Here is a 26,167-nt window from a genome sequence, read left to right as displayed (position 1 = left end):
AGACCACAGATGGCAGCCCCTCTTCCGCCCGTCGCCGGCCGGCTTACGCGGCGCACCCTCCTTGCCGCGACGGGCGCGCTCCTCCTCCCCGGCCTCGGCGCCGGGCGGGCGGGGGCGGCGGACGTGAGCCTCAAGGTCGGCTATCAGGATTCGACACTTCCGGAGCTGGCCCAGGCGTCGGGTGTGTTTGAAGGGGCCCCCTACAAGGTGGAATGGGTGGTGCTGCCCGGCCCTGCCGCGCAGCTCACGGCTGCCTATTCAAAGGCCATCGATCTCGCCCATCTCGGCGACACCTCGCTCATCATCGAGCAGGGCAAGTCCGCCGATGGCTGGGCCGGCGGGCCGCCGCTCCAGATCATCGCCGGCTGGCGAAATCTCGACGCGCGCTATCCGCGCATCGTCACCGCCGTGCGCAGCCGCACCGGCGCGAAGACGGCGGCCGAGCTGAAGGGCCTCAAATGGGGCTTCAACTTCGGCGGCTTGAACTATGTGCAGTATCTCCTCGCTCGCCGGGCGGGGGGCCTTACCACCGCCGACATCGACCCCATCCAGTTCGGCGACGGCAATGCCGCCGCCACCGCCTTCAATGCCGACCATGTGGATGTCTATTCCGGCCTCGGCGCTCTGGTGGGCGAGGCGGTGGAGAAGGGTCAGGCGCGCATCGTGCTCACCAGCGACGACCTCGACGTGCCCGCGCTCGGCGTGTTCGCCGCCCGCACGGACGCCATCGCCGATCCCGCGCGGCGCGCGGTGCTGCAGGATTTCGTCGGCCGGCTGGCGCTATACTTCGCGTGGTATGCGGACAATCTCGACACCGCCGAGCGCATCTATATCGATAGGGTGAAGCAGAGCCCGGCCCGCGCCCGCTATTATGTGGAATTCGGCAAGGCGCGGCTGCGCCCCATCGATGCCGAGCTGATCCGCCGCGAGCAGAAGATCGCCGATGCGCTTCTGGAAGCCGGCGCCATTCCCCGCGCCATTGATGTCTCGTCCGAGTTCAACACCACCTTCAACGCCGCCGTGAACTGAACGGCGCCGGAGGGACCATGACCATCTCCGTCAGCCCCAAGGCGGCCGGGGTGCGCGCCGACGTCACCGCCGCCGTGGTGGAAACGTTCCAGCGCATCCGGTTCGAGGATATCCCGGCCCGTACCATCGCCACCACCAAGCGCGTGCTGCTCGATACGCTCGCCGTTGCCTGGGCCGCGGCGGATGCGGCCGGCGTCAACGCTGCGCGCGCGCTCGCGCTGCGCGGCGCGCCGGGCCACGCCAGCCTCTGGGGCGAGGGCGAGACACGGCGCGAGCCCTCCGCCGCCGCCTTCTACAACGGCACGCTCGCGGCCGCGCTCGATTTCGACAGCCTCGCCGGCTTCATCCATGCCGACATCATCGTCGCCCCCGCCGCGCTCGCCGTGGCCGAGCAGCAGCGGCGCAACGGGCGCGAGCTTCTCGCCGCCCTCACCCTCGGCAATGAGCTCGTGGTGCGCCTAGCGGCGGCGACGCGCACCAACCGGGGCTTCTTCCATACGTCCATCGCCGGCGTGTTCGGCGCTGCGCTCGCCGCCGCGCGCCTGCGCGGGCTCGACCCTGACCGCACCCACAACGCCCTCGGCATCGCCCTGTGCCATGCCGGCGGCACCCAGCAGAGCCATGTGGAGCAGCGCCTCACCAAGCGCCTGCAGTCGGCCTTCGCGGCGCGGGACGGCATCATTTCCGCCGATCTCGCCGCCCTCGGCACCACCGGCCCGCGCGCAGCCTTAGAGGGGCCCTATGGCCTCTTCGCGTTGTTCGAGGACGGGCGGCCGGAAGAGGTGCTGGAGGGGCTCGGGCGGCGTTATCTGGTGGAGGATACCGCGCTCAAGCGATTCCCCGCCTGCGGCTGCAGCCATGCCGCGCTCACCGCCGCGCTGGAGATCGTCGCACGCGAGGGCATCGGCGCCGCGGATGTGGCGCGGGGCGAGATCGTGCTCACGCCCTACATGGCCCGCCTCGTGGGCGGCGCCTTCGCGCCCGAGGCCAACCCGCAGGTGACGGGGCAGTTCAACGTGCGCTACGGCGTCGCCGCCGTCCTCGCGCGCGGCGGCTTCGGCCTCGCGGACATCGAGCCGGCGGCGGTGCTCGACCCGGCCATCCGGCCGCTGGTGGACCGCCTCCTCGTGCGCGTCGATGAGAGCCGCACCGGCACCTTCGCCCCCGCGGACGTCACCATCGAGACCCACGACGGCCGCCGTCTCTCCCACCGCGTCGAGGCCGTGCCCGGCAGCGCGGACGCGCCGCTCTCGGAGGACGAGATCCACGCCAAGCTGGTCGCCGCCTTCAGCTACGGCCGCAACGCGCTGCCGCCGGCCCGCATCGAAGCGCTGGTGCAGCGCATCCACCGGCTGGAAGGGGTGGACGACGTTTCCACCCTGTTCGACCAGGTGCTCTGAACGGCACCCATCCAACGAGGCCCCAATGGCACATGATTTCAAGGACCGCGTGATCTGGATCACCGGCGCAGGCGGCGCCCTCGGCCGGGCCAGCGCCGAGACGCTGGCGGCGCAGGGCGCGACGGTGATCGCCTCCGGCCGGCGCGCGGAGACGCTGCCCTCCGCCGAGCGCATCATCCCGCTTGCCGTGGACATCACCGATCCGGCGGCCGTCGATGCCGCCGCCGCAGAGATCGCCCGGCGCTTCGGCCGGCTGGACGGGGTGGTGACCTCCACCAACCTGCCCATCTTCGGCGACTTCCTGAAGCTAGCAGATACCGACTGGCTGAAGGTGATCGACGCCAAGCTGCTCGGCACCGTGCGTGTGGTGCGCGCGGCGCTGCCCCATCTCATCGCATCGGGGAAAGGCAGCGTGGTGGTGCTGAGCGGGCGCGGCGGCATCGAGCCCTCGCCGCAGCATCTTCCGGGCTCCAGCGTGAATGCGGCGCTGATCCTTCTGGTGCGCGGCCTCGGCACCGTCTACGGGCCGCAGGGCGTGCGGGTTAATGCCGTGTCGCCCGGGCCCATCAAGTCACCCCGGCTCGACGCGCTGAACGCCGCCGGCAAGGGGTCACCGCCCGACACTGCCCTTCCCGGCCCGGGCCTTCCCACCGACGTCGCCGACGCGGTGGCGTTCCTGCTGTCGGACGAGGCGCGCTACATCACCGGTTCCAACCTGTTCGTGGACGGCGGCGGGCGCGCCCTTGCCTGACCCGATCTGAAAAAGCGGAAGGCCGCCCGATGCTCGTCCGGCGGCCTTCGTGCGTCAGGGATAGACCTTGAAGGCGATGGTGTCGTCGCGCTCGATCTGGCGGATCAGGTCGATTTCCCAGTCGAGATAGCGGCGGAAGGCGGCATGGCGGTCGCCAGCCTCCTGATAGGGCGAGCGCCACACATCGTCGGCCGCGTGCAGCGGGGCGGTCTCGCCGGTCTCCAGCGGCAGGCCGATGGCCTTCCAGGCCGCCGTTCCGCCCTCCAGCACGGACACCTGCCGGCCGGAACCCGCGAGTTCCGCCGCTGCCAGCGCCGCGAGGCGACCGTCCGATGAGGTGAGCACCAACGGGCGCGGCGGCAGGGTGTCCAGCCCCTCCGGCAGGCGCGAACGCACCGCGAAGCGGGCGCCGGGAATGTGTCCCGCCGCATGGGCCAGACTCGTATCGAGATCGAGCACCACCACCGCATCCTTGGCGATGAGCCGCTCCAGCCCCGCCACCTGGATCACCGCAACGGTGGGCGCGCGGCCGAGCACGACCTGCGGCTCCGGCCCCTGCTCCAGGCGGTCACCCGCATCTAGGCCGAGCACGTAGACTTCACCGACGCCGAGCTGGATGAGCCAGGAGGCTGTGATGGCCGCGCGCACGCCGTCGGCGTCGTCCACCAGCACGATGCGGGCGTTGCGGGTTCCCACCCAGCGGTCAGTGGCCTGCACCAACTGGCCGCCTTCCGCCCAGAGCGACCCGGGCAGATGGCCGGCCTCGTATTCGGCGCGGGTGCGCACGTCGAGCACATGGAGCGTGCGCGCGTCGCGCTCCGCCTCGAAGCGGGCGAGTCCCGCGCGATCGAGCGTACGGATGCCGAAGCGGCGGGTGAGGCGGGCGACGCTGGCGCGCGCCTTCTCAAGCTCGGCGGGGCCGGGGGCGGGAACGTCCGCGCGGTCGCCATGGGCGAGGTCGTAGCCCTCGAACAGCCAGGCCATGGTGCCGTTCTCCAGCGCCACCACGGTGTTGGGAAGGCCGGCATTGATGAGCGCCTGCGCGCCGATGATCGAGCGGGTGCGGCCCGCGCAATTCACCACCACCAGCGTCTCCTCGGAGGGCACCAGGCCGTGGACGCGGAACGGCAATTCGGCGTTGGGCACCGCATGGGCGCCAGGGATGTGGAAGTTCTCGAACTCCTGGAAAGTCCGCCCGTCGAGGATCACGATGTCCTCGCCGCGATCGAGCCGTTCCTTCACCTCGCGCGCGGGTAGGCGGGGCGTGCCATAGGCGTGCTCGACGAATTCGCCGAATGCCTTGGAGAGCACGTTGGAGCCGGTATAGGCGATGCCGCCCGCCGCCTCCCAGGCGGAGACGCCGCCTTCGAGCACGGACACGTCCGAATAGCCCAGCTCGGCAAGCCGGCGCGCGGCGCGGGTGGCGAGGTCGCCGGCACCGCCATCGGTCACCACCACTGGCGCACCGAAGCGCGGCAGGAGGGCCGCGGCGCGCAGCTCGATCTGGCTCAGGGGCAGCGGGACCGACTGGAGGATGTGGCCATCGCGGGAGCGCACGCCCTCCTCGCGGGCATCCACCAGCGCGACTTCTCCACTGCTGGCGAGAAGCTCCCGCAAGTGCTCGACGGTGATGAATCGATAGGGCTCAGACAATGCGGCAGGCTGGTTTTGGAGCGCGGCGGTCGCGGTCATGGCTGTCTCCCGGAGAGGTGTGGGCCGCTATCCTTCCTTTGTTTATATATAAATTCAATGGAATTTATTGACTAAAAGAGTCGACCCTGCTCTCCTGCGCTCTCGTGAAGCCGCTGAACGGAATGAGACGATGATGCAAACGCCCGCCCCGGACAGCACCGGTCGCAAAAAGGAAATCCGCGTCAACGCCTTCGCCATGGCCTCGCCGGTGCATCACTCGCCAGGCCTGTGGCGGCATCCGGAAGACCGCTCGCTCGACTACACCACGCTCGGCTACTGGACCGATCTCGCCCGCACGCTGGAAGAGGGCGGTTTCGACGCCCTGTTCATCGCCGACAGCATGGCCTCCAACGATGTCTATGGCGGCTCCTACCACGCGGCGCTGAAGGTGGGCGCGCAGCTCCCCAAGCTCGACCCCATCGTGGCGGTGTCGGCCATGGCGCGGGTGACGCAAAATCTGGGCTTCGGCATCACCAGCAATGCCCTCTACGAGCCGCCCTACCCGTTCGCCCGCCGCATGTCGACGCTGGACCATCTGACCAAGGGGCGCATCGGCTGGAACATCGTCACCGGCCATACCACCTCCGGCTCCCGCGCCGTGGGCGAGAAGGCGCTCACGCCCCACGATGCGCGCTACGATATCGCCGACGAATATCTCGATGCCGTCTACGCCTTGTGGGAAGGCAGCTGGGACGATGACGCGGCAGTGCGGGACCGCGCGAACCTCGTCTTCGCCGATCCCGCGAAGGTGCGGCCCATCGTCCATCGCGGCCAGCATTTCCAGGTGGAGGCGATCCACCTCTCCGAGCCGTCGCCCCAGCGCACGCCCGTGCTGTTCCAGGCCGGCGCCTCCACGCGCGGCCGGGCCTTCGCGGCGCGCCACGCGGAGTGCATCTTCGTGAGCGGACCGACGCCCAACGTCATCGCCCCGGTGGTGGCCGACACCCGTGCCCGCGCCGCCGCGCTGGGGCGCGACCCGCGCGAACTCAAGTTCTTCTCCATGGCCACCACCATCGTGGGCGCCACGGAAGAGGAGGCGCAGGAGAAGCTCGCGAGCTACCGCCGCTTCCTCAATCCCGAGGCGGCGCTGATCCTGTTCTCCGGGTGGACCGCCATCGACTTCTCGAAATACGACCTCGATGCCCCCATCCGCTTCGACGACCGCTCGCAGGGCCTGGTCTCGGCGCTGGAAGCCTTCTCCATCGCCGATCCGAACCGGGTGTGGACGGTGCGCGAACTCGCCGAACACAACGCCATCGGCGGGCGCGGTCCGGTCTTCATCGGCTCGGCCGCGCAGGTGGCGGACCAGATCGAGGCCTGGGTCGAGGCGACCGACGTGGACGGCCTCAACCTCAGCTACGCCGTGACGCCCGGCGGCTATGCGGATTTCGGCACATATGTCGTGCCCGAGTTGCGCCGCCGCGGCCGCTTCAAGCAGAGTTACGCCCCCGGCACGCTACGCGAGAAAATCTACGGTCCCGGCCGCAGCCGCCTGCCGCAGAGCCACCCCGCCGCCGCCTTCCGCCCTGCCGGTGCGCCTGTCGCCGACGCGCGCGCGGCGGTCTGACTCCGGGAGCAAATCGCATGTCCGCCGATGCCTTCGGGGCCATGGCCCTCATGTTCGGAGCCGTCTGCGCTCCCGAAATCGCGCCTGTGCCGGCTCATCGCCCGGATCGGCGCAATGGCACACCGCTCCGCCCACCGGGCGCACCGGCTCCCGTCTCCCGGAAGGCCTCGCTGCGCGTCGCCCTCGCATCCCTTTTTCAGCGCTGACGCCCGAAGGCGCGCAACTTCCGAGGCTTCATGACCCGCCAGATCCGCCTCAACGGCTTCATCGGCTTCAGCCCGGTGCATCTCTCGCCCGGCCTGTGGGCGCATCCCGCGAGCCGGGGCGCTGACTACAACACGCTCGACTACTGGGTAGACCTCGCCAAGGTGCTGGAGCGCGGCAAGTTCGACACCCTGTTCATCGCCGACGGAATTGGCGTGCATGACGTCTATGGCGGCACCGCGGACGCAGCGATCCGCTCCGGCGCCCAGTTTCCGAAGCTCGATCCGCTGATGCTTGTCTCCGCCCTCGCCCACGAGACGCGTGATCTCGGCTTCGGCATCACCGCCTCTACCACCCACGAACTGCCGGCGGTGCTCGCGCGGCGCTTCTCGACGCTCGATCATTTCACGCAAGGCCGCATCGGCTGGAACATCGTCACCGGCTATTCGGACAGCGGCGCCCGCGCGGTGGGCCGTGAGAAAGTGCTCTCCCACGACGCGCGCTATGACCGGGCAGATGAATTCCTGGAGGTCGCCTACAAGCTCTGGGAGGGGTCGTGGGAGGACGCCGCCGTGGTGCGCGACCGCGCCTCCGGGATATTCGCCGATCCCTCGAAGGTCCACCGCGTGCGGCACGAAGGCCGGCATTTCGACATAGACACCATCCACCTCACCGAGCCCTCGCTCCAGCGCACACCCTACCTGTTCCAGGCCGGCGCCTCCCCGCGCGGGCGGGCGTTCGCAGCGCGCCATGCGGAGGCGGTGTTCGTGGGCGGGCCGACCCCGGCGAGCATCGCGCCGGGCATCGCCGACATCCGGGCGCGGGCGGCGGCGCTCGGGCGCGATCCGCGCGACATCGCCGTCTTCACCCTCGCCACCGCCATTCCCGCCCGCAGCCGCGCGGAGGCGGAGGACAAGCTCGCCGATTATCGCCGCTACACCGACCCCGCGGGCGTGCTGGCGCTTTTCTCCGGCTGGACCGGCATCGATTTCTCCACCTTCGACCTCGACGCGCCGCTGACCCTCGGCGAGGTCAAGGAGAATGCCGTGCAGTCGCTGCTGGAGACCTTCACGGTCGCCGAGCCGGACCGGGTGTGGACGCTGCGCGAGATCATCGGCCACAACGGCATCGGCGGGCGCGGCCCGCTCTTAGCCGGCACGCCGGCCGACATCGCGGACGAGCTGGAAGCCTGGGTCGAGGCGGCGGACGTGGACGGCTTCAACCTCTCCCACGCCTTCTTCCCGGACACCTTCACCGACGTGGTGGACCTGCTGGTGCCGGAGCTGCAGCGCCGCGGCCTCTACAAGCAGGATTACGCGCCCGGCACCCTGCGCGGAAAGCTCTCCGGCTCCGACCGGCTGAAGGAGACCCATGCCGGCGCCGCCTATCGCAGGCTCAGCGCGGCCGCGTGAGAGGCCAAAAGCGTCGTGCAACCTGTCGCCCGGCAAATATCTATTAATTCGCGTGATTAACTAGACAATATAGCTTGGCCGTGTCATCCATGGTGCATCGGCGCGCAAGAGGGGGCATCCGGTGACGGCCAAGGGGAGCGACGGCCAAGGGGTGATCGAACGGGCCGATCCGATAGATGGCGTCGCTTTCCACGAAGGCACGCGGAGCGACGGGGGTGCAGGGAGCGCCCAGCCCTCCGGCTGGAACCTCGGCCCGGTGGTCGCAGCGCTGAAGCTGTCTCGGGATGTGCAGCACAACATCCGCCATCGCGGCCTGCTGCGCCCGCCGCCTTCCCGCGAAGCCATTGTTTCCGCCTTGCAAGGGCTCGCCGCGGCGCTCTTCCCGGCCCACTACGGGCCGCCGGGGCTTGCCGCCGAAACCATCGACTATTTCGTCGGCGCCACCCTCAACGACGCGCTCACCACGCTCGCCGAGCAGACCCGGCGCAGCTTGCCCTTCTCCACCCGCGAGGCCCGCTCCGAGGCGGCGTTCGAGCGCGAGGCCATCGACATCGTCCGCGCCTTCGCCCAGCAATTGCCGGAGATCCGCGCCCTTCTCGTCAGCGACATCCGCGCGGCTTATGAAAACGATCCGGCGGCCACGGGCTTCGCCGAAATCCTGCTGGTCTATCCGGGGCTCACGGCGGTGGTGCACCACCGCATCGCCCATGCGCTCTACGGGCTCGGCGCCGGCTTCCTCGCCCGCCTCATCTCCGACATCGCCCATTCGCGCACCGGAATCGACATCCATCCCGGCGCCAGCATCGGCGGCAGCTTCTTCATCGATCACGGCACCGGCGTCGTCATCGGCGAAACCACCATCATCGGCGAGCGGGTGCGCCTCTATCAGGCGGTGACGCTGGGCGCGCGCAATTTCCCGACCGACGCCTCGGGCGCCATCATCAAGGGCGCACCGCGCCACCCGATCATCGAGGACGACGTGGTGATCTATTCCGGTGCCACCGTGCTCGGGCGCATCACCATCGGCCGCGGATCAACCATCGGCGGCAATGTCTGGCTCACCCATTCGGTGCCGCCGGGCAGCCATCTCACGCAGGCGCAGAACCGCTCGGTGGGCAGCGCGGGAGACCCCGCGCCCGGCCTCACCGCAAGCGCCGCCGCGCCGTTCCAGCCTTTCAACGGGGAACCCGAATGACCGAAGAGCCTGCCATCAGAAGGACGTTGAACGAGGCCGCCGCCCGGCAGCTCGCCAACGCCACGAAGACCCGCGCGCAATGGTCCGGCATCACGCCGCGCTGGCTCGTCTCCTTCCTGCCGTGGACGCCGGTGGAAGCCGGCATCTACCGCCTCAACCGCGTCAAGGAAGCCAACGGCGAGATCGCCGCCGACGTGGAATGCTCGCCCCGCCGCGACCAGGACCCGGACCTGCCGGAGACCTTCGTGGACTATGAGGAGGCGCCGCGGGAATATTCCCTCAATGCGGTGACCACCATCCTCGACGTGCAGACCCGCGTCTCGGACCTCTATTCCCACCCCTACGACCAGATCCAGGAGCAGCTGCGCCTCCTCATCGAGAAGGTGAAGGAGAAGCAGGAGGCCGAGCTCATCAACAATGCCGAGTACGGCCTGCTGACCAACGCCGCGCCTTCGCAGAAGATCGCCACCCGCACCGGCGCGCCGACCCCGGACGACCTCGACGAGCTCATCACCAAGGTGTGGAAGGAGCCGGCCTTCTTCCTCGCCCACCCGCGCGCCATCGCCGCCTTCGGCCGCGAATGCACTCGCCGTGGCGTGCCGCCGCCCACGGTGACGCTGTTCGGCACGCCCTTCCTCACCTGGCGCGGCCTGCCGCTGGTGCCGTCCGACAAGCTCTATGTGGACGAGAACGGCAAGACCAACATCCTGCTGCTGCGCACCGGCGAAAAGAAGCAGGGCGTCATCGGCCTGTTCCAGCCGGGTGTTCCCGGCGAGGTGGCGCCGAGCCTCTCGGTGCGCTTCATGGGCATCAACCGCAAGGCCATCGCCTCCTATCTGGTCTCGCTCTACTGCTCGGCCGCCGTGCTCACCCACGATGCGCTCGCGGTGCTCACCGATGTCGAGGTCGGCAAGTATCATGCCTATCCTGACACCTACGCCTGAGCCGGGGCTGCCCCAAGGGGTGGCGGATCTCGGGGCGGACGATTTCGGCGCGGCGGGTGCTGCGCCGGCATCGCCGCCGTCGGGCTGGCCCGATCCGCAGGTGCTGCAACAGATCGCCAACGCCTTCTTCCAGGCGGGGCCTGCGTCTGCCGCACCCGAGGCGGCGCCGCATCTGGTGACGCTGCCTTCCGCACCGCCGAGCCCGGCCGACGTGCCGGGCCTGCCCGCGACCACCCTCGCGGCCCAGCACCTGCCGTCGCGGCCCCCCTTCGCCGCGCCGGACCTGCCGCCCGTCACCATCCCCTCGGTGGTGCCGACGCCGAACATCCCGCCCCCGCCCGCTCCGGCGGCGGTGGCCGTTCCCGGCCTTTCCACCCTGCCCCAGCCGGGCGGCTCTCCGGCCGTGTCCCTGCCGGGGCTGGCCAGCGGCTTCGGTGCCGGGCAGGTGCCGGCCGGTCTCGGCAGCGTGATCGCGCTCGACAGCCGGCGTCCGCCCGCGCCGTCCGGAGTGCCGGGGGATTTCGGCGCCGATGCCGGAGGCCTCTATTTCCTCGACGAGGCGCGCGCCCATGCGCCCGTGCCCGCCTCTGCGTCCCCGCCGGCGGAACCGACCGTACCGGCGGCGCCCATCCCGGCCGCGCCGGCACGGGCTCCGGACTTCGGCGGCCTTTCCGCGGCCCTCACCCCGGAACTGGTGCCCGACCTCGGCCCGCAGACCCGCCCGTTTGATCCCCACGCGATCAAGCGGGACTTCCCGATCCTGCAGCAGAGCGTGCACGGCAAGCCGCTGATCTGGCTGGACAATGCCGCCACCACGCAGAAGCCGCAGGCGGTCATCGACCGGCTGACGCAATTCTACGAGCACGAAAATTCCAACATCCACCGCGCCGCCCACGCCCTCGCGGCGCGGGCGACGGATGCCTATGAGGCGGCCCGCGAGAAGGTGCGGCGCTTCCTCAATGCGGGATCGGTGAAGGACATCATCTTCGTGCGCGGGGCCACCGAGGGCATCAACCTCGTCGCCCAGACCTACGGCCGGCGGCATGTGAAGGAGGGCGACGAGATCGTCGTCACCCATCTGGAGCACCACGCCAACATCGTGCCGTGGCAGCTGCTCGCGGCCGAGAAGGGCGCGCGCCTGCGCGTCGCGCCGGTGGACGATACGGGGCAGGTGATCCTCGAGGAATACGAGAAGCTGCTCAATCCCCGCACCCGCGTCGTCGCGCTGGCGCAGGTGTCCAACGCGCTCGGCACGGTGGTTCCGGTCAAGGAGATGGTGGCCATCGCCCACCGCCACGGCGTCTGCGCGCTGGTGGACGGGGCGCAGTCCGTCTCCCACATGGCAGTGGACGTGCAGTCGCTCGACGCCGACTTCTTCGTCTTCTCCGGCCACAAGGTGTTCGGCCCCACCGGCATCGGCGTGGTCTACGGCAAGAAGGACGTCCTGGCCCACCTGCCCCCGTGGCAGGGCGGCGGCAACATGATCGCCGACGTGACCTTCGAGAAGACCATCTACAACGGCCCGCCCGAGCGGTTCGAGGCCGGCACCGGCAACATCGCCGACGCGGTGGGCCTCGGCGCGGCCATCGATTATGTCGAGAGCATCGGCATGGAGGTGATCGCCCGCTACGAGCACGAGCTGCTGGTCTACGCGACCCAGCGGCTGCTCACCGTGCCAGGCCTGAAGCTCGTCGGCACGGCGGCGGACAAGGCGAGCGTGCTCTCCTTCGTGCTGGATGGCTGCCGCACGCAGGATGTGGGCACGGCGCTGGATCGGGAAGGCATCGCGGTGCGGGCCGGGCATCACTGCGCCCAACCCATCCTGCGCCGGTTCGGGCTGGAGAGTACGGTGCGGCCCTCCCTCGCCTTCTACAACACGACCGAGGACGTGGACGCGCTGGAAACCGCCCTCAAGCGCATCCAGAGCAGCCGCGGCTACCGGCTCTGACCTCTCCCTCTCCCTGCCCCGGCCGACCGCCGGGGCGGGCACGGGAGATGGCGGCAACGGCGGCGCACGCCACATAAGCACGTGCGCCACCCCCTTCCTCGCCGTCCTTGCGGCGAAGGCACGCTCGCTGACGTGCTGCCCCTTCGCCGGATCGGGGCTCTCCAGGAGCCGGATTATGGTTTAGGGAAGGGGCCGATCCGTGCGCGCACCGTGTGCGCACACGCGTCGAAAGCGAAATCCGGGCCGTATCAGGTCGCAACAGGGATCATTCCCGACCCGGCCCAATGTGATAGTATTCAAGAATAATGCTTGAGAACCAGAAGCTTACGTTTTCGGTAGCGCCCATGATGGATTGGACGGACCGGCATTGCCGGGCCTTCCATCGCACCTTCTCCCGCCATGCGCTGCTCTATACTGAGATGGTGACGGCGCCGGCTGTGATCCATGGCGACCGGGCGCGTTTGCTAGGGTTTTCGGACATCGAGCATCCGGTGGCGGTTCAGCTGGGCGGCAGTGATCCGGCCCTTTTGGCGCAGGCGGCGCGCATTTGCGCCGATTTCGGCTATGACGAGATCAACCTGAATGTCGGCTGCCCCTCCGACCGGGTGCAGGGCGGCAATTTCGGCGCCTGCCTCATGCGGGAGCCGCAATTGGTGGCCGATTGCGTCGCGGCGATGAAGGGCGCCGTCGCCCTCCCCGTCACCGTGAAATGCCGCATCGGCGTGGACGATCAGGACCCGGAGGAGGCTCTCGATACCCTCGCGGACGCGGTGCTCGCGGCCGGTTGCGACGGGCTCATCGTCCATGCCCGCAAGGCGTGGCTGAACGGCCTCTCGCCGCGCGAGAACCGGGACATTCCGCCCCTCGACTATGACCGCGTGCGTCGCCTGAAAGCCCGCCTGCCCCATGTGCCGGTGGCGCTCAACGGTGGCCTCGAAAGCCTCGCGCAGGGGCTCGCCGAGGCGGACGGGCTCGACGGCATCATGCTCGGCCGCGCAGCCTACCATTCGCCGGAACTGCTGGCGGAGGTGGACCCTCTTCTGCACGGCGTCCCCGCCCCGCACGCGGATACATTCGCCGCCATCGAAGCGTTCGAACCCTACATTGCCCGGCATCTGGAAGCCGGTGGCCGCCTCTCCGACATCACCCGGCACATGCTCGGACTGTTCGGGGGCAGGAAGGGTGCCCGCATCTTCCGCCGCCGCCTCTCCACCGAGGCCATCATCCCCGGTGCGGGGCTCGAGGTGCTGCGCGGCGCGGTGGACGAGGTGCGCCGCCGGGATCGGCTGGCGGCCTGAGCGGGCCGCAATGCCAAGAGATTTGCGTGAATAGCGGACCTTCATCGTGCGCCATGCGGCCGGCGCAGTGGACAGATGGCGAAATCCGGGCCACTCCTCGTCCCCCTTCTGCCCGCAAGCCTTCGGTCGCGCTCATGTTTTCCAACGTTCCCGTGCAGGAACTCGTCCTGCTCGTCGGCGCCATGCTGGCCGGCGGAGTGCTGACGGGCCTGCTCGCCGGCCTTTTCGGCATCGGTGGCGGCGGCGTCATCGTGCCGGTGCTTTACGAGGTGTTCGGCTTCCTCGGGGTGGATGACAGCGTGCGGATGCAATTGTGCGTCGGCACCTCCCTCGCCATCATCATCCCGACCGCCATGGCCTCCTACCGCACCCACGTCGCCAAGGGGGCGGCGATGCCGGGCGTGCTGGCGAAATGGCGCATCCCGGCCATCATCGGCATCATCACCGGCAGCGCCATCGCGGCAGTGGCGGCGGGCTGGGTGTTGCAGGCGGTTTTCGTGGCGGTGGTCTCGCTCCTGGGCCTGAAGAGCCTCATCGGCCGCAACGACATCCGCATTGCCGACCACCTGCCCTCCTCTGCGATGATGCGGTTCTACGGTTTCTTCATCGGGCTGGCGTCGTCGCTGGTGGGCATCTCCGGCGGTGGCATCTCCACCAACATCCTGCTGCTCTACGGCGTGCCGATCCATGCGGCCGTCGCAACCTCGGCGGGCATCGGCGTCATCATCCCCATTCCGGGGGTGATCGGCTATGCCATCGCCGGCTGGCCGCATTTGTCGGAGCTGCCGCCGCTCTCCATCGGCTATGTGTCGGTGATCGGATTCCTGTGCATCGCCCCGGTGGCGACGCTGGTGGCGCCCTATGGCGCGCGTCTCGCCCACCGGCTGAGCCGGCGCCATCTGGAGATCGGCTTCGGCCTGTTCCTGCTCCTGATCGGCGTGCGCTTCCTGATCGCCATCATCCACGGCTGAGGCGACGCCTCACCAGCGGTGGGTGAAGCCGGCGGTGATGCTCTTGTTCAGCGTCGAGCCGGTATCGGCCACGGAGGTGGTGACGGTGAGGTCCGGCGCGAGTTGCTGCTGGGCGCTTACCGTGGGCAGAAGCTGGGACGAGGTGCTCGTCGCCTTGGTGGTGACGGCGAAGGTAGTGCCCATGTCCGTCAGCTTGAGGCTGAGCGACTTGTCCGTCTCCCACGCCTGCGAACCGGCCTTGACCTGATAAGTGTCGGCCAGCGTCGCCGCGAGGCCGGAGCTCAGGGGAATGGTGCGCTCGAAAGTGGTGGCGAGCTTGCTCGCCGCGTCGTTGGGATCGACCGAAACGTTCACTGTGCCCTTCTCCCACACCATCCAGTCCGGTAGGCGGGAGACCGTGACCTTGGCATAGGCGGTCCCGCCGAGGCCATCGGCGCTCTGCCCGACCGTGGGCGCCACGCTCGATCCGGCAGCCGACAGGTCGAGGCCGACCACCGCGCCATAGTCCTGCACGGGCGTTGAATAGGTGAGCGAGGTCGAGCCGTCGGCCTTCAGTGCGGTCTTCGCCTCGGTCCCATCGGCGAGGGCAGGCGCGGCGGCGAAGAGCGGCGTCGCCATAAGGGCGGCGCAGGTGAAGGGGCGGATCGCCATGGGTCTCGACCTCCCGGGGCAGAGGGGGGCGCCGCGCACGCGGCTACCGTTAGTTCCGATGTGCTTGGTCGAGGATGGATGGGGAGAAGTTAAGGCGGAATTGTTGCGCTGCAGCGTCGTCCACACCATGCGCCCTCTGCATGGCTTTTGCGCCACAGCCGCACTGTCACGCCTTGCCGCCGGGCCGGGCGCGTCCTAATCCCCGCGCGGGAGGATGATAATGACACAGCCGGACCTTTCGAGCGCGACCCTGGACCTGCTCACCCGCATCGCCGGAGCGCTGGAGCGCCTCGCCCCGCCCGCCGTGCCGACCCCCAACTTCGAAGCGGCCGACGCCTTCGTCTGGCACACCGATCCGATCCGCTTCGAGCCGGTGCCGCGGGTCAACCGGGTGGAGATGGACCTGCTGCAGGGCATCGACCGGGTGCGCGACCAGCTGGTGGAGAACACCGAGCGCTTCGCCCGCGGCTTGCCGGCCAACAATGCTCTGCTCTGGGGCGCGCGCGGCATGGGCAAAAGCTCGCTGGTGAAGGCCTCCCACGCCGCCATCAACCGATCGCTGGCCGATGACGGCGCGCGGCTGAAGCTGGTGGAGATCCACCGCGAGGACATCGAAACCCTGCCGGCGCTCATGGGGCTGGTGCGCGGCTCCCATCACCGCTTCATCGTCTTCTGCGACGATCTCTCGTTCGATTCCGATGATACGTCCTACAAGTCGCTGAAGGCGGTGCTTGAGGGCGGCATCGAGGGGCGGCCGGACAACGTGATCTTCTACGCCACGTCCAACCGCCGCCATCTGCTGCCGCGCGACATGATGGACAACGAGCGCTCCACCGCCATCAATCCCGGCGAGGCGGTGGAGGAGAAGGTCTCCCTCTCCGACCGCTTCGGCCTGTGGCTTGGCTTCCACAAGTGCAGCCAGGACGAATACCTCGCCATGGTCGCGGCCTATGTGGAGCACCATGGCATTCCGGCGACGGAGGACGAATGGCGGCCGCAGGCGCTCGAATGGGCCACCACCCGCGGCGCCCGCTCCGGCCGGACAGCCTACCAGTTCGTGCAGGACCTCGCGGGCCGGCTCGGGGTAGCGCTGAAGGCGGCGTGAGCGGCAGCCCCTGCCCCGCCGGATGTCCTGCTGGTATCCCGTCGCCCTCCGGCTCGACCGGAGGGCCCATGGCGCGGTTCGTCGCCGCGTCGGGGTGGCTGTCACGATGGGCGGATGGGTCCTCCGGTCGCGCCGGAGGACGACGGCGGGCTGAACTGGCAGCGCCAAGCCGCCCGCTCACCCCCAACCCCTCTCCCGCAAGCGGAGAGGGGAGCCGCTTTCCTACCCCTCAGCAATCACCTGCAGGAACTGCTGGCCGTAGCGCATCAGCTTGGCCTCGCCGATACCGGAGATCATGCCCAGCGCCTTCATGGAGGTGGGCTTCAGCTCGGCGATGGCCATCAGGGTTGTGTCGTGGAAAATCACGTAGGGCGGCACGCCCTGCGCCCGCGCCAGCTCCAGCCGGAGCTTCTTCAATTTCTGAAACAGCGCCTCGTCCGCCGGATCGGCCAGCGCTGCGGAAGGGCCGCGCCCTCCCCCTGTGACGCGGGCGGCGCGGGGGCGCGCCTCGGCCTTCAGCTCCACCCGCTCCTCGCCGCGCAGCACCGGCCGGCACTTCTCGGTGAGGCCGAGGCTGCCATGGCCCTCCACATCCACCCACAGATAGCCCATCGCGACCAGCTGGCGCACCACGGCCCGCCATTCATCGCGCGAGAAATTGCCGCCGATGCCGAAGGTGGAGAGCTTGTCGTGGCCGAACTTGGTCACCTTGTCGTTGGCGTCGCCTCGCAGCACGTCGATGACATGGCCGGCGCCGAACCGCTCGCCGGTGCGGTACACGCAGGAGAGCAGCTTCTGCGCCGCCTCGGTGCCGTCGAAGGTGCGCGGCGGATCAAGGCAGGTATCGCAATTGCCGCAGGGCTGCGGCAGGTCTTCCTCGAAGTATTTCAGCAGAACCTGCCGCCGGCAGGAGGCGGTCTCGGCGAGCCCCAGCAGCGCGTCGAGCTTGCTCCGCTCCACGCGCTTCCTCGCCTCCGGAGCATCCGAGCCGTCCACGAACTGGATGAGCTTGGCCACATCCTCCACGCCATAGAGCAGCAGAGTCTCGGAGGGCAGGCCGTCGCGGCCGGCGCGGCCGGTCTCCTGATAGTAGGCCTCGATGCTCTTAGGCAGGTCGAGATGGACGACGAACCGGACGTCCGGCTTGTCGATGCCCATGCCGAAGGCAATGGTAGCCACCATCACCACCCCCTCCTCCTTCAGGAAGCGATCCTGATGACGGGCGCGCGTGTCGGCGTCGAGGCCGGCGTGATAGGGCAGCGCCGTGCGGCCCTCGGTGGAGAGCATTTCGGCCGTCGCCTCCACCTTCGCCCGGCTCATGCAATAGATGATGCCCGCCTCGCCGTCGTGGGCATCGAGGAAGGCCTTGAGCTGGGCGCGCGGATTGGCCTTCGGAGCAATGCGGTAGCGGATGTTCGGCCGGTCGAAGGAGGACAGGAACACCTGCCCCTCCTCCAGATTGAGCCGCTCCACAATCTCCCGGCGGGTCGGCCCGTCCGCCGTGGCGGTGAGCGCCATGCGCGGCACGCCGGGATAGCGCTCGTGCAGGATGGTGAGCTGGCGATATTCGGGCCGGAAATCGTGCCCCCACTGGGAGACGCAATGGGCCTCGTCGATGGCGAACAGAGAGATGCGCGCGCCGTCCAGCAGATGAAGGAAGCCGTCCGTCAGCAGCCGTTCGGGCGCCACATAGAGCAAATCGAGGTCGCCCATGGCGAGCGCCCGCTCCACCTGCCGGCCCTCGCCCGGGGCGAGCGAGGAATTGAGCATGGCCGCCTTCACACCTAGCTGGCGCAGCGCCTGCACCTGGTCGTGCATCAGCGCGATGAGCGGCGAGACCACGATGCCGGTGCCCGGCCGCACCAGCGCCGGCACCTGATAACACAGGGATTTTCCCCCGCCCGTGGGCATGAGCACGAGGGCATCGCCGCCGGCGACCACATGCTCCACGATCTCGCGCTGCCGCCCGCGAAACGCCTCGTAGCCGAAGACGTGGCGCAGAACCTCGAGCGGGGCGGAATCATGCAGAAGGGCAGACATGGGGCCTTATAGCCCCCTCCCCCCGCGGGGCAATGCGGGGCGGCGCCGCGGAGGGCCTATCGCCGTCCCGCCGCCAGCAGCAGCGCCGCGCCGCCGACGAGGATGCCGGCGGAGACGCGGTCCGCCACGAGAGTGAAGCGCCCCTTGAGCGCAGCCCGCGCCTTGTCCGCCACCACCGCCCACAGCATGTCGCCCACCAGCGCGATGACGGCGAAGATCGCCGCGAGAAGCGCGATCTGCGGCACCGGATCCGCGGTGTTGGTGACGAATTGCGGCAGGAAGGCCGCGTGGAACAGGAGGGTCTTGGGATTGGCGAAGGCCACCGCGAGCCCACGCCCGAAGGCAGCGTGGGCGGACGGCGCGGGGGCTTCCACCGCCTTGCCGGCGGCGCGCCATTGCATCACTGCGAGCCACACGAGGTAGGCCGCGCCGGCATAGCGCACGAGATCGAAATGGCGGGAGAAGGCTTCCACCACATAGGCGAGGCCCCCCGCCACCAGCGCCAGTTGGGCGATGAGGCCCACATTGACGCCCATGGCGGTGAGGATGCCCGCCTGCCGACCGTGCTTGAGGCTGGTGCCGACGATGAGCGCCACGTTCGGCCCCGGCGTCGCCCCCAAGGCAATGCAGGCGAGCACGAACAGGGCGAGGCTTTCGGCCGAGATCATCACTTGCGCTCCTCTGGCCGAAGCCCCCTGCTCGCGTATCAGGCCTCCGGCGCGTCGTCTCCGGCAGCTTCCGCGCCGCCTTCGCCCGCCTCGCCCTCAGCGCCGGTATCCTCGCTGATGTGCTCCACCGAGACCACGCGCTCGCCTTCCGCCGTGTTGAACACGATGACGCCCTGGCTGGCGCGGCCGACGATGCGGATGCCATCCACGGGGCAGCGGATGAGCTGGCCGCCGTCGGTGACGAGCATGATCTGGTCGGCATCCTCCACGGGGAAGGAGGCCACGAGCCGGCCGTTGCGCTCGTTCACCGCCATGGCGACGATGCCCTTACCGCCGCGCCCGGTGACACGATATTCGTAGGACGAGGTGCGCTTGCCGTAGCCGTTCTCGGAGACGGTGAGGATGAACTGCTCCTTCGCTCCCATCTCGGCGTAGCGCTCCTGGCTGAGCTGGCCGGAGCCGCTGGCCCCCTCTTCCTGCTCCACCTCGGCACTCTCGCCCGCCTCGCCACGCAAGGCGCGACGCATCTTGATGTAGGCGAGCCGCTGCTCGGCATCGGCATCCACATGGCGGATGATGGCCATGGAGATGACGCTATCGCCCTCCTCCAGCCGGATGCCGCGCACGCCGACGCTGTCGCGGCCCTTGAACAGGCGCACTTCGGTGGCGGGGAAGCGAATGCAGGCGCCGGCCGCCGTGGTGAGGAGCACGTCGTCCTCCTCCGTGCAGAGCCCCACATCGGCGATCGCCTCGCCGTCGGCCAGCTTCATGGCGATCTTGCCGTTGCGGTTCACCTGCTGGAAGTCGGTGAGCGCATTGCGCCGCACGGTACCGCCGGTGGTGGCGAACATGATCTGCAGGCGCTGGTTCTCGCCCTCGTCCTCTGGCAGCAGCACGACGGAGGTGATGCGCTCATCCTGCTCCAGCGGCAGGATGTTGATGAGGGCCTTGCCACGGGCCTGCGGCGCCGCCAGCGGCAGGCGCCACACCTTCATCTTGTAGACCTGCCCCTTGGAGGAGAAGAACAGCACCGGCGCGTGGGTGGAGGCCACGAACAGGCGGGTGACGAAATCCTCGTCGCGCGTCTGCATCGCCGAGCGGCCCTTGCCGCCGCGCCGCTGCGCCCGATAGGTGGAGAGCGGCACGCGCTTGATGTAGCCGGCGTGGGAGACCGTGACGACCATCTCCTCGCGCTGGATGAGATCCTCGTCTTCCAGATCGCCGAAGCCCTCGACGATCTCGGTCTTCCGGGGGGTGCCGAACTCCGCCTTGATGGCGAGCAGCTCGTCCCGGATGATCGCCCGCATGCGCGGCCGGCTGGCGAGGATGTCCAGGTAATCGGCGATCTCGGCGGCGAGCTTGTCCAGCTCGTCGGCGATCTCGTCGCGGCCGAGGGCGGTGAGGCGTTGCAAGCGCAGGTCCAGGATGGCGCGGGCCTGCACCTCGGAGAGGCGGTAGGTGCCGTCGTCCTTCAGCTTGTGGCGCGGATCGGCGATGAGGGCGATGAGCGGGGCCATGTCCTTGGCCGGCCAGTCGCGACCCATCAGGGATTCGCGGGCGGTCGCCGGGTCCGGCGCGGTGCGGATGAGGCGGATCACCTCGTCGATGTTGGCGACCGCGATGGCGAGGCCCACCAACACGTGGGCGCGATCGCGCGCCTTGCGCAGCAGGAATTTCGTGCGCCGGCTGATGACCTCCTCGCGGAAGGCGATGAAGGCGGTCAGCACGTCGTGCAGGGTCAGCAGGCCCGGCTTGCCGCCGGAGAGCGCCACCATGTTCACGCCGAACGAGGTCTGCAGCAGCGTAAGCCGGTAGAGGTTGTTCAGCACCACGTCGGCCTGGGAGTCGCGCTTGATCTCGATGACCACGCGCATACCGTCGCGGTCGCTCTCGTCGCGGATCTCGGAGATGCCCTCGACGCGCTTGTCACGCACCAGCTCCGCGATCTTCTCGATCATCGTCGCCTTGTTCACCTGATAGGGGATCTCGGTGACGATGAGGGCTTCGCGGTCCTTGCGGATGTTCTCGATGGCGACCTTCGCGCGCATCAGGATCGAGCCGCGACCGGTAAGATAGGCCTGACGAATGCCGGTGCGGCCGAGGATCAGCGCGCCGGTGGGGAAGTCCGGGCCGGGCAGCAGGTCCAGCAGCGCCTCGGGCTCGAGCAGCGGGTCGTCCAGCAGCGCGACGGTGACATCGATGATCTCACCGAGATTGTGCGGCGGAATGTTGGTGGCCATGCCCACCGCAATACCGCCCGCACCATTCACCAGAAGGTTCGGGAACTTGGCCGGAAGGACGCTCGGCTCCCTCTCGGTGTTGTCGTAGTTTTCCTGGAAGTCGACGGTTTCCTTGTCGAGGTCGTCGAGAAGCGCGTTGGTCACCTTCTCCAGGCGGACCTCGGTGTAGCGCATGGCCGCCGGGGCGTCGCCGTCCACCGAGCCGAAATTGCCCTGGCCATCCACCAGCGGGAGGCGCATGGCGAATGTCTGCGCCATGCGCACCAGCGCGTCGTAGACCGACTGGTCGCCGTGGGGATGGTACTTGCCGATCACGTCGCCGACCACGCGGGCCGACTTGCGGTACTGCTTGTTCCACTCGTACCCGTTCTCGTGCATGGAGAACAGGATGCGCCGATGCACGGGCTTGAGGCCGTCGCGCACGTCGGGCAGGGCCCGGGCGACGATGACGCTCATGGCATAGTCGAGATAGGAGCGGGACAGCTCCTCCGTGATGGAAACGGGCCGGATGTCGGACGGCGGCTCGCCGCCACTCTTCGGCGTTTCGGAATCGGCCAAAAGTCAGCACTCGCATGGATTGGAAGGGCGCTTCCTTCTAGCCGATTCACCCTTCCGACGCCAGCAAAACCCCGCCGGTCGGCTCAATTTTTCCCGTTAAAAATCAATAACTTATGTGGAGCATTTTGCCAGTCGCCGCACATTTTGTCGCTTTTGCGTCAGAATGGCCTGAAAAGGCAGGAAAACCCGGCTGGCGAACGGCGCCGCGACGGGGCAACAGGGAACGCCACGCGTTCCCTCCACGCCGAGGCCCCGCACGCAGGAATGGACACTGCAGGACCGGGCCGCGGCCGGGCTCACCACCACTTCGCCCCGCCTCCATCGACCCGACAAGCGTCGGCCGGCCTCAGAAGGGGATTTCGTCGTCGAGATCGGCCGCGGGGCGACCACCACCCGAGCCGCCGCCCATCCCTCCGCCCGCCGGGGCCGGACGGCGCCCGCCGCCGGAACCGCCGCCGCTATAGCCGCCGAAGCTGCCACCGCCGCCACCCATGGGGCTGGCCGAGCCGAAGTCGGAGCCTCCACCGTATTCGTCCGCCCCGGACCCGCCGCCCTCACGGCCGTCGAGCAGCGTCAGCTCGCCGCGATAGGGGCGCAGCACGACCTCGGTGGTGTAGGTCTCGCGGCCATCCTTCTCATACTTGCGGGTCTCGAGCTGGCCCTCGATATAGACCTTGGAGCCCTTCTTCAGGAAACGCTCGGCGACGCCCACCAGATTCTCGTTAAAGATCACCACGCGGTGCCACTCGGTGCGCTCGCGGCGCTCGCCGGAGGCCTTGTCGCGCCAGTTCTCGGACGTGGCAATGGACAGGTTGCAGACGCGGCCGCCGTTCTGGAACGACTTGACCTCCGGGTCGCGGCCCAGATTGCCGATCAGGATCACCTTGTTGACGCTGCCGGCCATCGCGCTCTCCCTCGTGCCGTAGTCCGTTTCTAGGCGCCACCGAAGATCGGTACGCCGCGAATCCCGCACCCTAGCGTCCCCGCCGGGCCATGCGACCCCCGGTGCGGCTTTATCCCCATGATGAACCGATGAACCAACGCGCGCTGCCGCGCGTAACAACTCCAGGCCCCAATGTTCACGTTGTGTTCCTAGCCGACTTCCCCCAGACTGGCAAGGCCATCGGGCGCGCTCCATGCGAGTTGACGGCTCTTTTTGGGTGGCACCCTCCGGAGTTCCGATTATGTTCTCTTCCGCATCGCACAAGGTCCACTACATTTCCCTGAGTTCATGAGCACGTTCCTAGGCGCGCTGCGCGGCTTTCCGGCCGCCAGGGTGCCCGCCGCTGCAAGGGCGGCACGATCGTTCCTCAGGCCCCGACCCCTTTTTGCGCCGCAGGCGCCAGCGGATGTCCATGTCTGATCGCGCAGCTTCCCCGCGTCCCGCCCCCCGCCGCGATGCCCGCACCCTCTCGGTGCGCGGCGCGCGCGAGCACAATCTCAAGAACGTGGACCTCGAAATCCCCCGCGACAGCCTGGTGGTATTCACCGGCCTGTCCGGTTCGGGGAAAAGCTCGCTCGCCTTCGACACGATCTATGCGGAAGGACAGCGGCGCTATGTGGAAAGCCTTTCGGCCTATGCCCGCCAGTTCCTGGAGATGATGCAGAAGCCGGACGTGGACCAGATCGACGGTCTCTCGCCGGCCATCTCCATCGAGCAGAAGACCACATCGAAGAACCCGCGCTCCACGGTCGGCACGGTCACCGAAATTTATGACTACATGCGCCTTCTGTGGGCGCGCACCGGCGTGCCCTATTCGCCGGCCACCGGCCTGCCCATCGAGAGCCAGACCGTCTCGCAGATGGTGGACCGCACCCTTGCGCTGCCGGAAGGCACGCGGCTATTCCTGCTGGCGCCGGTGGTCCGCGGGCGCAAGGGCGAGTATCGCAAGGAACTCGCCGAGTGGATGAAGAAGGGCTTCCAACGGGTCAAGATCGACGGCACCTTCCACGAGATCGCCGAGGCGCCGACCCTCGACAAGAAGTTCAAGCACGACATCGACGTGGTGGTGGACCGCATCGTGGTGCGCGCGGACCTCGCCCAACGCCTCGCCGACAGCTTCGAGACTGCCCTTGGCCTCGCGGATGGCATCGCGGTGGCTGAGTTCGCCGACGAGAAGGACGAGGCGGGGGCACCCCGACGCATCATCTTCTCGGAGAAGTTCGCCTGTCCGGTGTCCGGCTTCACCATTCCGGAGATCGAGCCGCGGCTCTTCTCCTTCAACAATCCCTTCGGCGCCTGCCCGGCCTGCGACGGGCTCGGCGTGGAGCAGACCATCGATCCGGACCTCGTGGTGCCGGACAAGGCGCGCTCCCTAAAGCAGGGCGCCATCGCCCCCTGGGCCAAATCCACCTCGCCCTATTACGGGCAGACGCTGGATGCGCTGGCCAAGCACTACCACTTCAAGCTGAACGTGCCTTTCGCCGACCTGCCGGAGCAGGCGCGCGACGTGCTGCTCTTCGGCTCGGGCAGCGAGAAGATCACCTTCCATTATGACGACGGCATGCGCGCCTACGAGACCTCGAAGACCTTCGAGGGCGTGGTGCGCAACCTCGACCGGCGGTGGAAGGAGACCGACAGCGACTGGGCGCGGGAGGAGATCTCCAAATACTTCTCCACCGTCCCCTGCAAGGTCTGCAACGGCTACCGGCTGAAGCCCGAGGCGCTGGCGGTGAAGATCGCCGGGCGGCACATCGGCGAGATCGGCGAGCTTTCCGTGCGCGCGGCGGCCGGATGGTTCGAGAACCTCCCGGCCCAGCTCACCGACAAACAGAACGAGATCGCCGGACGCATCCTCAAGGAAATCCGCGAGCGGCTGCGCTTCCTGCTCGACGTGGGGCTGGAATATCTGACGCTGGCGCGGTCTTCGGGCACGCTATCGGGCGGCGAGAGCCAGCGCATCCGCCTCGCCTCGCAGATCGGCTCCGGCCTTACAGGTGTGCTCTATGTGCTGGACGAGCCCTCCATCGGTCTCCACCAGCGCGACAACGAGCGCCTTCTAGGCACGCTCAAGCACCTGCGCGACCTGGGCAACACGGTGATCGTGGTGGAGCATGACGAGGACGCCATCCTCGCCGCCGACCATGTGGTGGACGTGGGCCCGGGCGCGGGCATCCACGGCGGGAAGATCGTGGCGCAGGGCACGCCGGCGGAAATCCTCGCCAATCCGGCCTCCCTCACCGGCCGCTATCTCACGGGCGAACTGAGCGTGGGTGTGCCGGCGCGGCGCAAGCCGAACCCCAAGCGCATGCTCAAGCTCTCGGGCGCGCGCGGCAACAACCTGAAGAACGTGACGGCGGAAATTCCGCTCGGCCTGTTCACCTGCATCACCGGCGTGTCGGGCGGCGGCAAGTCCACGCTGCTCATCGACACGCTTTACAAGGCGGTGGCGCGGCGGCTGAACGGCGCCTCGGAGGCCCCTGCCCCGTTCGACAAGCTGGAGGGGCTGGAGCATCTCGACAAGGTGATCGACATCGACCAGTCGCCCATCGGCCGCACGCCACGCTCGAACCCGGCGACCTATACCGGCGCCTTTACCCCCATCCGCGAATGGTTCGCAGGCCTGCCGGAAGCCAAGGCGCGGGGCTACGGGGCCGGGCGCTTCTCCTTCAACGTGAAGGGCGGGCGATGCGAGGCCTGTCAGGGCGATGGCGTCATCAAGATCGAAATGCACTTCCTGCCGGACGTGTACGTCACCTGCGACGTCTGCAAGGGCAAGCGCTACAATCGTGAGACGCTGGAAGTCACCTTCAAGAACAAGTCCATCGCCGACGTTCTCGACATGACGGTGGAAGAGGGCGCGCAATTCTTCAAGGCCGTCCCCTCCGTGCGCGAGAAGCTGGAGACGCTGCACCGCGTCGGCCTCGACTATGTGAAGGTCGGCCAGCAGGCCACCACGCTGTCCGGCGGCGAGGCGCAGCGGGTGAAGCTCTCCAAGGAGCTGTCGCGGCGCGCCACCGGGCGCACGCTCTATATCCTCGACGAACCGACCACCGGCCTGCACTTCCACGACGTGAAGAAGCTGCTGGAAGTGCTGCACGAGCTGGTTGAGCAGGGCAACTCGGTGGTGGTGATCGAGCACAATCTCGAAGTCATCAAGACCGCCGACTGGATTCTCGATCTCGGCCCGGAGGGCGGCGACGGCGGCGGCGAAATCGTGGTGGCCGGCACGCCGGAGACGGTGGCGGCCAGCAAGCGCTCCCACACCGGCCGCTTCCTCGCCGAAGTGCTGGCCCGCCGTCCGTTCGCGGACGGGCAGAAGGCCGGCGACACGAAAGAGTCCGCCAGGTCAGCCGCGACGGGCCGGGGGAAGGCCGGTCGACGCTCTACCTCGCCGGACGTGGTGGAAGCCGATGCGGCCGATGAGACACGGGTCGTGGCAGAGGCTGTGCCGGAGACATGGGGCGGCGCCGGTGAAGCGCCCGCAGAGGCATCCGATGCGCCCCGGGTCACGCGCGGCAGGCGGCGCCGGCAGGCGGCCGAATAAGGCTCGC

Annotated in this window: 18 protein-coding genes; 12 read left to right on the top strand and 6 right to left on the bottom strand. The window is 68.7% G+C overall.

All coding sequences use genetic code 11. The features are described 5' to 3' along the window. Positions 1-9 precede the first annotated feature (9 nt). From ACT54R_RS22295 to ACT54R_RS22285, 3 genes are read left to right on the top strand one after another with little or no spacing between them, the layout of a single operon-like run. Entirely contained in the window at positions 10-1,029 is a 1,020-nt protein-coding gene (locus ACT54R_RS22295; protein ID WP_476330249.1) for a type 2 periplasmic-binding domain-containing protein, read from the top strand. Between the two features lie 17 nt (positions 1,030-1,046). Beyond that, positions 1,047-2,429, top strand: coding sequence for an MmgE/PrpD family protein (locus ACT54R_RS22290; protein ID WP_476330246.1), 1,383 nt, complete (start codon positions 1,047-1,049; stop codon positions 2,427-2,429). A 25-nt stretch (positions 2,430-2,454) separates the two neighbouring features. Further along, positions 2,455-3,180 carry an SDR family NAD(P)-dependent oxidoreductase gene (locus tag ACT54R_RS22285; protein WP_476330244.1) on the top strand — a complete coding sequence of 242 codons (726 nt, stop codon included), beginning with the start codon at positions 2,455-2,457 and terminating at the stop codon, positions 3,178-3,180. 54 nt (positions 3,181-3,234) lie between these two features. On the opposite strand, the gene ACT54R_RS22280 is transcribed toward ACT54R_RS22285, so the two are convergent. Next, positions 3,235-4,872 carry a rhodanese-like domain-containing protein gene (locus tag ACT54R_RS22280; protein WP_476330239.1) on the bottom strand — a complete coding sequence of 546 codons (1,638 nt, stop codon included), beginning with the start codon at positions 4,870-4,872 and terminating at the stop codon, positions 3,235-3,237. A gap of 133 nt (positions 4,873-5,005) precedes the next feature. On the opposite strand from ACT54R_RS22280, the gene ACT54R_RS22275 reads away from it, so the two are divergent. The 7 genes from ACT54R_RS22275 to ACT54R_RS22245 all read left to right on the top strand — a co-directional run bounded on the left by ACT54R_RS22275 (position 5,006) and on the right by ACT54R_RS22245 (position 14,411). Then, complete coding sequence (locus ACT54R_RS22275; RefSeq protein WP_476330235.1) at positions 5,006-6,439, top strand: LLM class flavin-dependent oxidoreductase; 1,434 nt, start codon at positions 5,006-5,008, stop codon at positions 6,437-6,439. 236 nt (positions 6,440-6,675) lie between these two features. Continuing rightward, the gene (locus ACT54R_RS22270; RefSeq protein WP_476330230.1) at positions 6,676-8,055 is read left to right on the top strand and encodes an LLM class flavin-dependent oxidoreductase; all 1,380 of its coding nucleotides are present in this window, start codon (positions 6,676-6,678) and stop codon (positions 8,053-8,055) included. A 172-nt stretch (positions 8,056-8,227) separates the two neighbouring features. After that, positions 8,228-9,250, top strand: a complete 1,023-nt coding sequence (gene epsC, locus ACT54R_RS22265) for a serine O-acetyltransferase EpsC (protein WP_476330867.1) — start codon at positions 8,228-8,230, stop codon at positions 9,248-9,250. Further along, positions 9,247-10,194, top strand: coding sequence for a family 2A encapsulin nanocompartment shell protein (locus tag ACT54R_RS22260; protein WP_168457805.1), 948 nt, complete (start codon positions 9,247-9,249; stop codon positions 10,192-10,194). Before epsC ends, ACT54R_RS22260 begins: the two co-directional genes overlap by 4 nt. Beyond that, on the top strand, positions 10,169-12,142 hold the full coding sequence (locus ACT54R_RS22255) for a family 2A encapsulin nanocompartment cargo protein cysteine desulfurase (protein ID WP_476330225.1): 1,974 nt from the start codon (positions 10,169-10,171) through the stop codon (positions 12,140-12,142). The genes ACT54R_RS22260 and ACT54R_RS22255 overlap by 26 nt, the downstream gene beginning before the upstream one ends. 305 nt (positions 12,143-12,447) lie before the next feature. Continuing rightward, entirely contained in the window at positions 12,448-13,440 is a 993-nt protein-coding gene (dusA, locus tag ACT54R_RS22250) for a tRNA dihydrouridine(20/20a) synthase DusA (protein ID WP_476330222.1), read from the top strand. A 134-nt stretch (positions 13,441-13,574) separates the two neighbouring features. Continuing rightward, on the top strand, positions 13,575-14,411 hold the full coding sequence (locus ACT54R_RS22245; protein WP_476330219.1) for a sulfite exporter TauE/SafE family protein: 837 nt from the start codon (positions 13,575-13,577) through the stop codon (positions 14,409-14,411). 9 nt (positions 14,412-14,420) lie between these two features. Here the strand turns inward: ACT54R_RS22245 and ACT54R_RS22240 are convergent, their stop codons facing one another. After that, on the bottom strand, positions 14,421-15,062 hold the full coding sequence (locus ACT54R_RS22240; RefSeq protein WP_476330216.1) for a hypothetical protein: 642 nt from the start codon (positions 15,060-15,062) through the stop codon (positions 14,421-14,423). 220 nt (positions 15,063-15,282) lie between these two features. Between ACT54R_RS22240 and ACT54R_RS22235 the strand changes: the two genes are divergently transcribed. Continuing rightward, complete coding sequence (locus ACT54R_RS22235) at positions 15,283-16,167, top strand: ATP-binding protein (RefSeq protein ID WP_476330213.1); 885 nt, start codon at positions 15,283-15,285, stop codon at positions 16,165-16,167. Between the two features lie 222 nt (positions 16,168-16,389). Here the strand turns inward: ACT54R_RS22235 and recQ are convergent, their stop codons facing one another. From recQ to ssb, 4 genes are all read right to left on the bottom strand, one after another. After that, the gene (recQ, locus tag ACT54R_RS22230; RefSeq protein ID WP_476330209.1) at positions 16,390-18,207 is read right to left on the bottom strand and encodes a DNA helicase RecQ; all 1,818 of its coding nucleotides are present in this window, start codon (positions 18,205-18,207) and stop codon (positions 16,390-16,392) included. Between the two features lie 56 nt (positions 18,208-18,263). After that, on the bottom strand, positions 18,264-18,875 hold the full coding sequence (locus ACT54R_RS22225; RefSeq protein WP_476330206.1) for a LysE family translocator: 612 nt from the start codon (positions 18,873-18,875) through the stop codon (positions 18,264-18,266). A 38-nt stretch (positions 18,876-18,913) separates the two neighbouring features. Then, the gene (gene gyrA / locus ACT54R_RS22220) at positions 18,914-21,673 is read right to left on the bottom strand and encodes a DNA gyrase subunit A (protein ID WP_476330203.1); all 2,760 of its coding nucleotides are present in this window, start codon (positions 21,671-21,673) and stop codon (positions 18,914-18,916) included. Positions 21,674-22,019: 346 nt separating this feature from the next. Then, positions 22,020-22,577 (bottom strand): single-stranded DNA-binding protein, encoded by a 558-nt coding sequence (gene ssb, locus ACT54R_RS22215; RefSeq protein ID WP_476330200.1) that lies wholly within the window; start codon positions 22,575-22,577, stop codon positions 22,020-22,022. A gap of 451 nt (positions 22,578-23,028) precedes the next feature. On the opposite strand from ssb, the gene uvrA reads away from it, so the two are divergent. Next, entirely contained in the window at positions 23,029-26,160 is a 3,132-nt protein-coding gene (gene uvrA, locus ACT54R_RS22210; RefSeq protein ID WP_476330197.1) for an excinuclease ABC subunit UvrA, read from the top strand. Positions 26,161-26,167: the final 7 nt, after the last annotated feature.

The sequence above is a fragment of the Xanthobacter sp. DMC47 genome (assembly GCF_056313845.1).
Note: the sequence above shows the minus strand (reverse complement) of the source record. Positions and strands in the feature narration are given on the sequence as shown.

Coding starts and splice junctions, on each gene's coding strand:
- ACT54R_RS22260 (WP_168457805.1), top strand. CDS start 9,247: ATGACCGAAGAGCCTGCCATCAGAAGGACGTTGAACGAGGCCGCCGCC.
- ACT54R_RS22295 (WP_476330249.1), top strand. CDS start 10: ATGGCAGCCCCTCTTCCGCCCGTCGCCGGCCGGCTTACGCGGCGCACC.
- ACT54R_RS22255 (WP_476330225.1), top strand. CDS start 10,169: ATGCCTATCCTGACACCTACGCCTGAGCCGGGGCTGCCCCAAGGGGTG.
- ACT54R_RS22290 (WP_476330246.1), top strand. CDS start 1,047: ATGACCATCTCCGTCAGCCCCAAGGCGGCCGGGGTGCGCGCCGACGTC.
- ACT54R_RS22285 (WP_476330244.1), top strand. CDS start 2,455: ATGGCACATGATTTCAAGGACCGCGTGATCTGGATCACCGGCGCAGGC.
- ACT54R_RS22280 (WP_476330239.1), bottom strand. CDS start 4,872: ATGACCGCGACCGCCGCGCTCCAAAACCAGCCTGCCGCATTGTCTGAG.
- ssb (WP_476330200.1), bottom strand. CDS start 22,577: ATGGCCGGCAGCGTCAACAAGGTGATCCTGATCGGCAATCTGGGCCGC.
- recQ (WP_476330209.1), bottom strand. CDS start 18,207: ATGTCTGCCCTTCTGCATGATTCCGCCCCGCTCGAGGTTCTGCGCCAC.
- ACT54R_RS22245 (WP_476330219.1), top strand. CDS start 13,575: ATGTTTTCCAACGTTCCCGTGCAGGAACTCGTCCTGCTCGTCGGCGCC.
- uvrA (WP_476330197.1), top strand. CDS start 23,029: ATGTCTGATCGCGCAGCTTCCCCGCGTCCCGCCCCCCGCCGCGATGCC.
- ACT54R_RS22240 (WP_476330216.1), bottom strand. CDS start 15,062: ATGGCGATCCGCCCCTTCACCTGCGCCGCCCTTATGGCGACGCCGCTC.
- ACT54R_RS22270 (WP_476330230.1), top strand. CDS start 6,676: ATGACCCGCCAGATCCGCCTCAACGGCTTCATCGGCTTCAGCCCGGTG.
- ACT54R_RS22275 (WP_476330235.1), top strand. CDS start 5,006: ATGCAAACGCCCGCCCCGGACAGCACCGGTCGCAAAAAGGAAATCCGC.
- dusA (WP_476330222.1), top strand. CDS start 12,448: ATGCTTGAGAACCAGAAGCTTACGTTTTCGGTAGCGCCCATGATGGAT.
- ACT54R_RS22225 (WP_476330206.1), bottom strand. CDS start 18,875: ATGATCTCGGCCGAAAGCCTCGCCCTGTTCGTGCTCGCCTGCATTGCC.
- ACT54R_RS22235 (WP_476330213.1), top strand. CDS start 15,283: ATGACACAGCCGGACCTTTCGAGCGCGACCCTGGACCTGCTCACCCGC.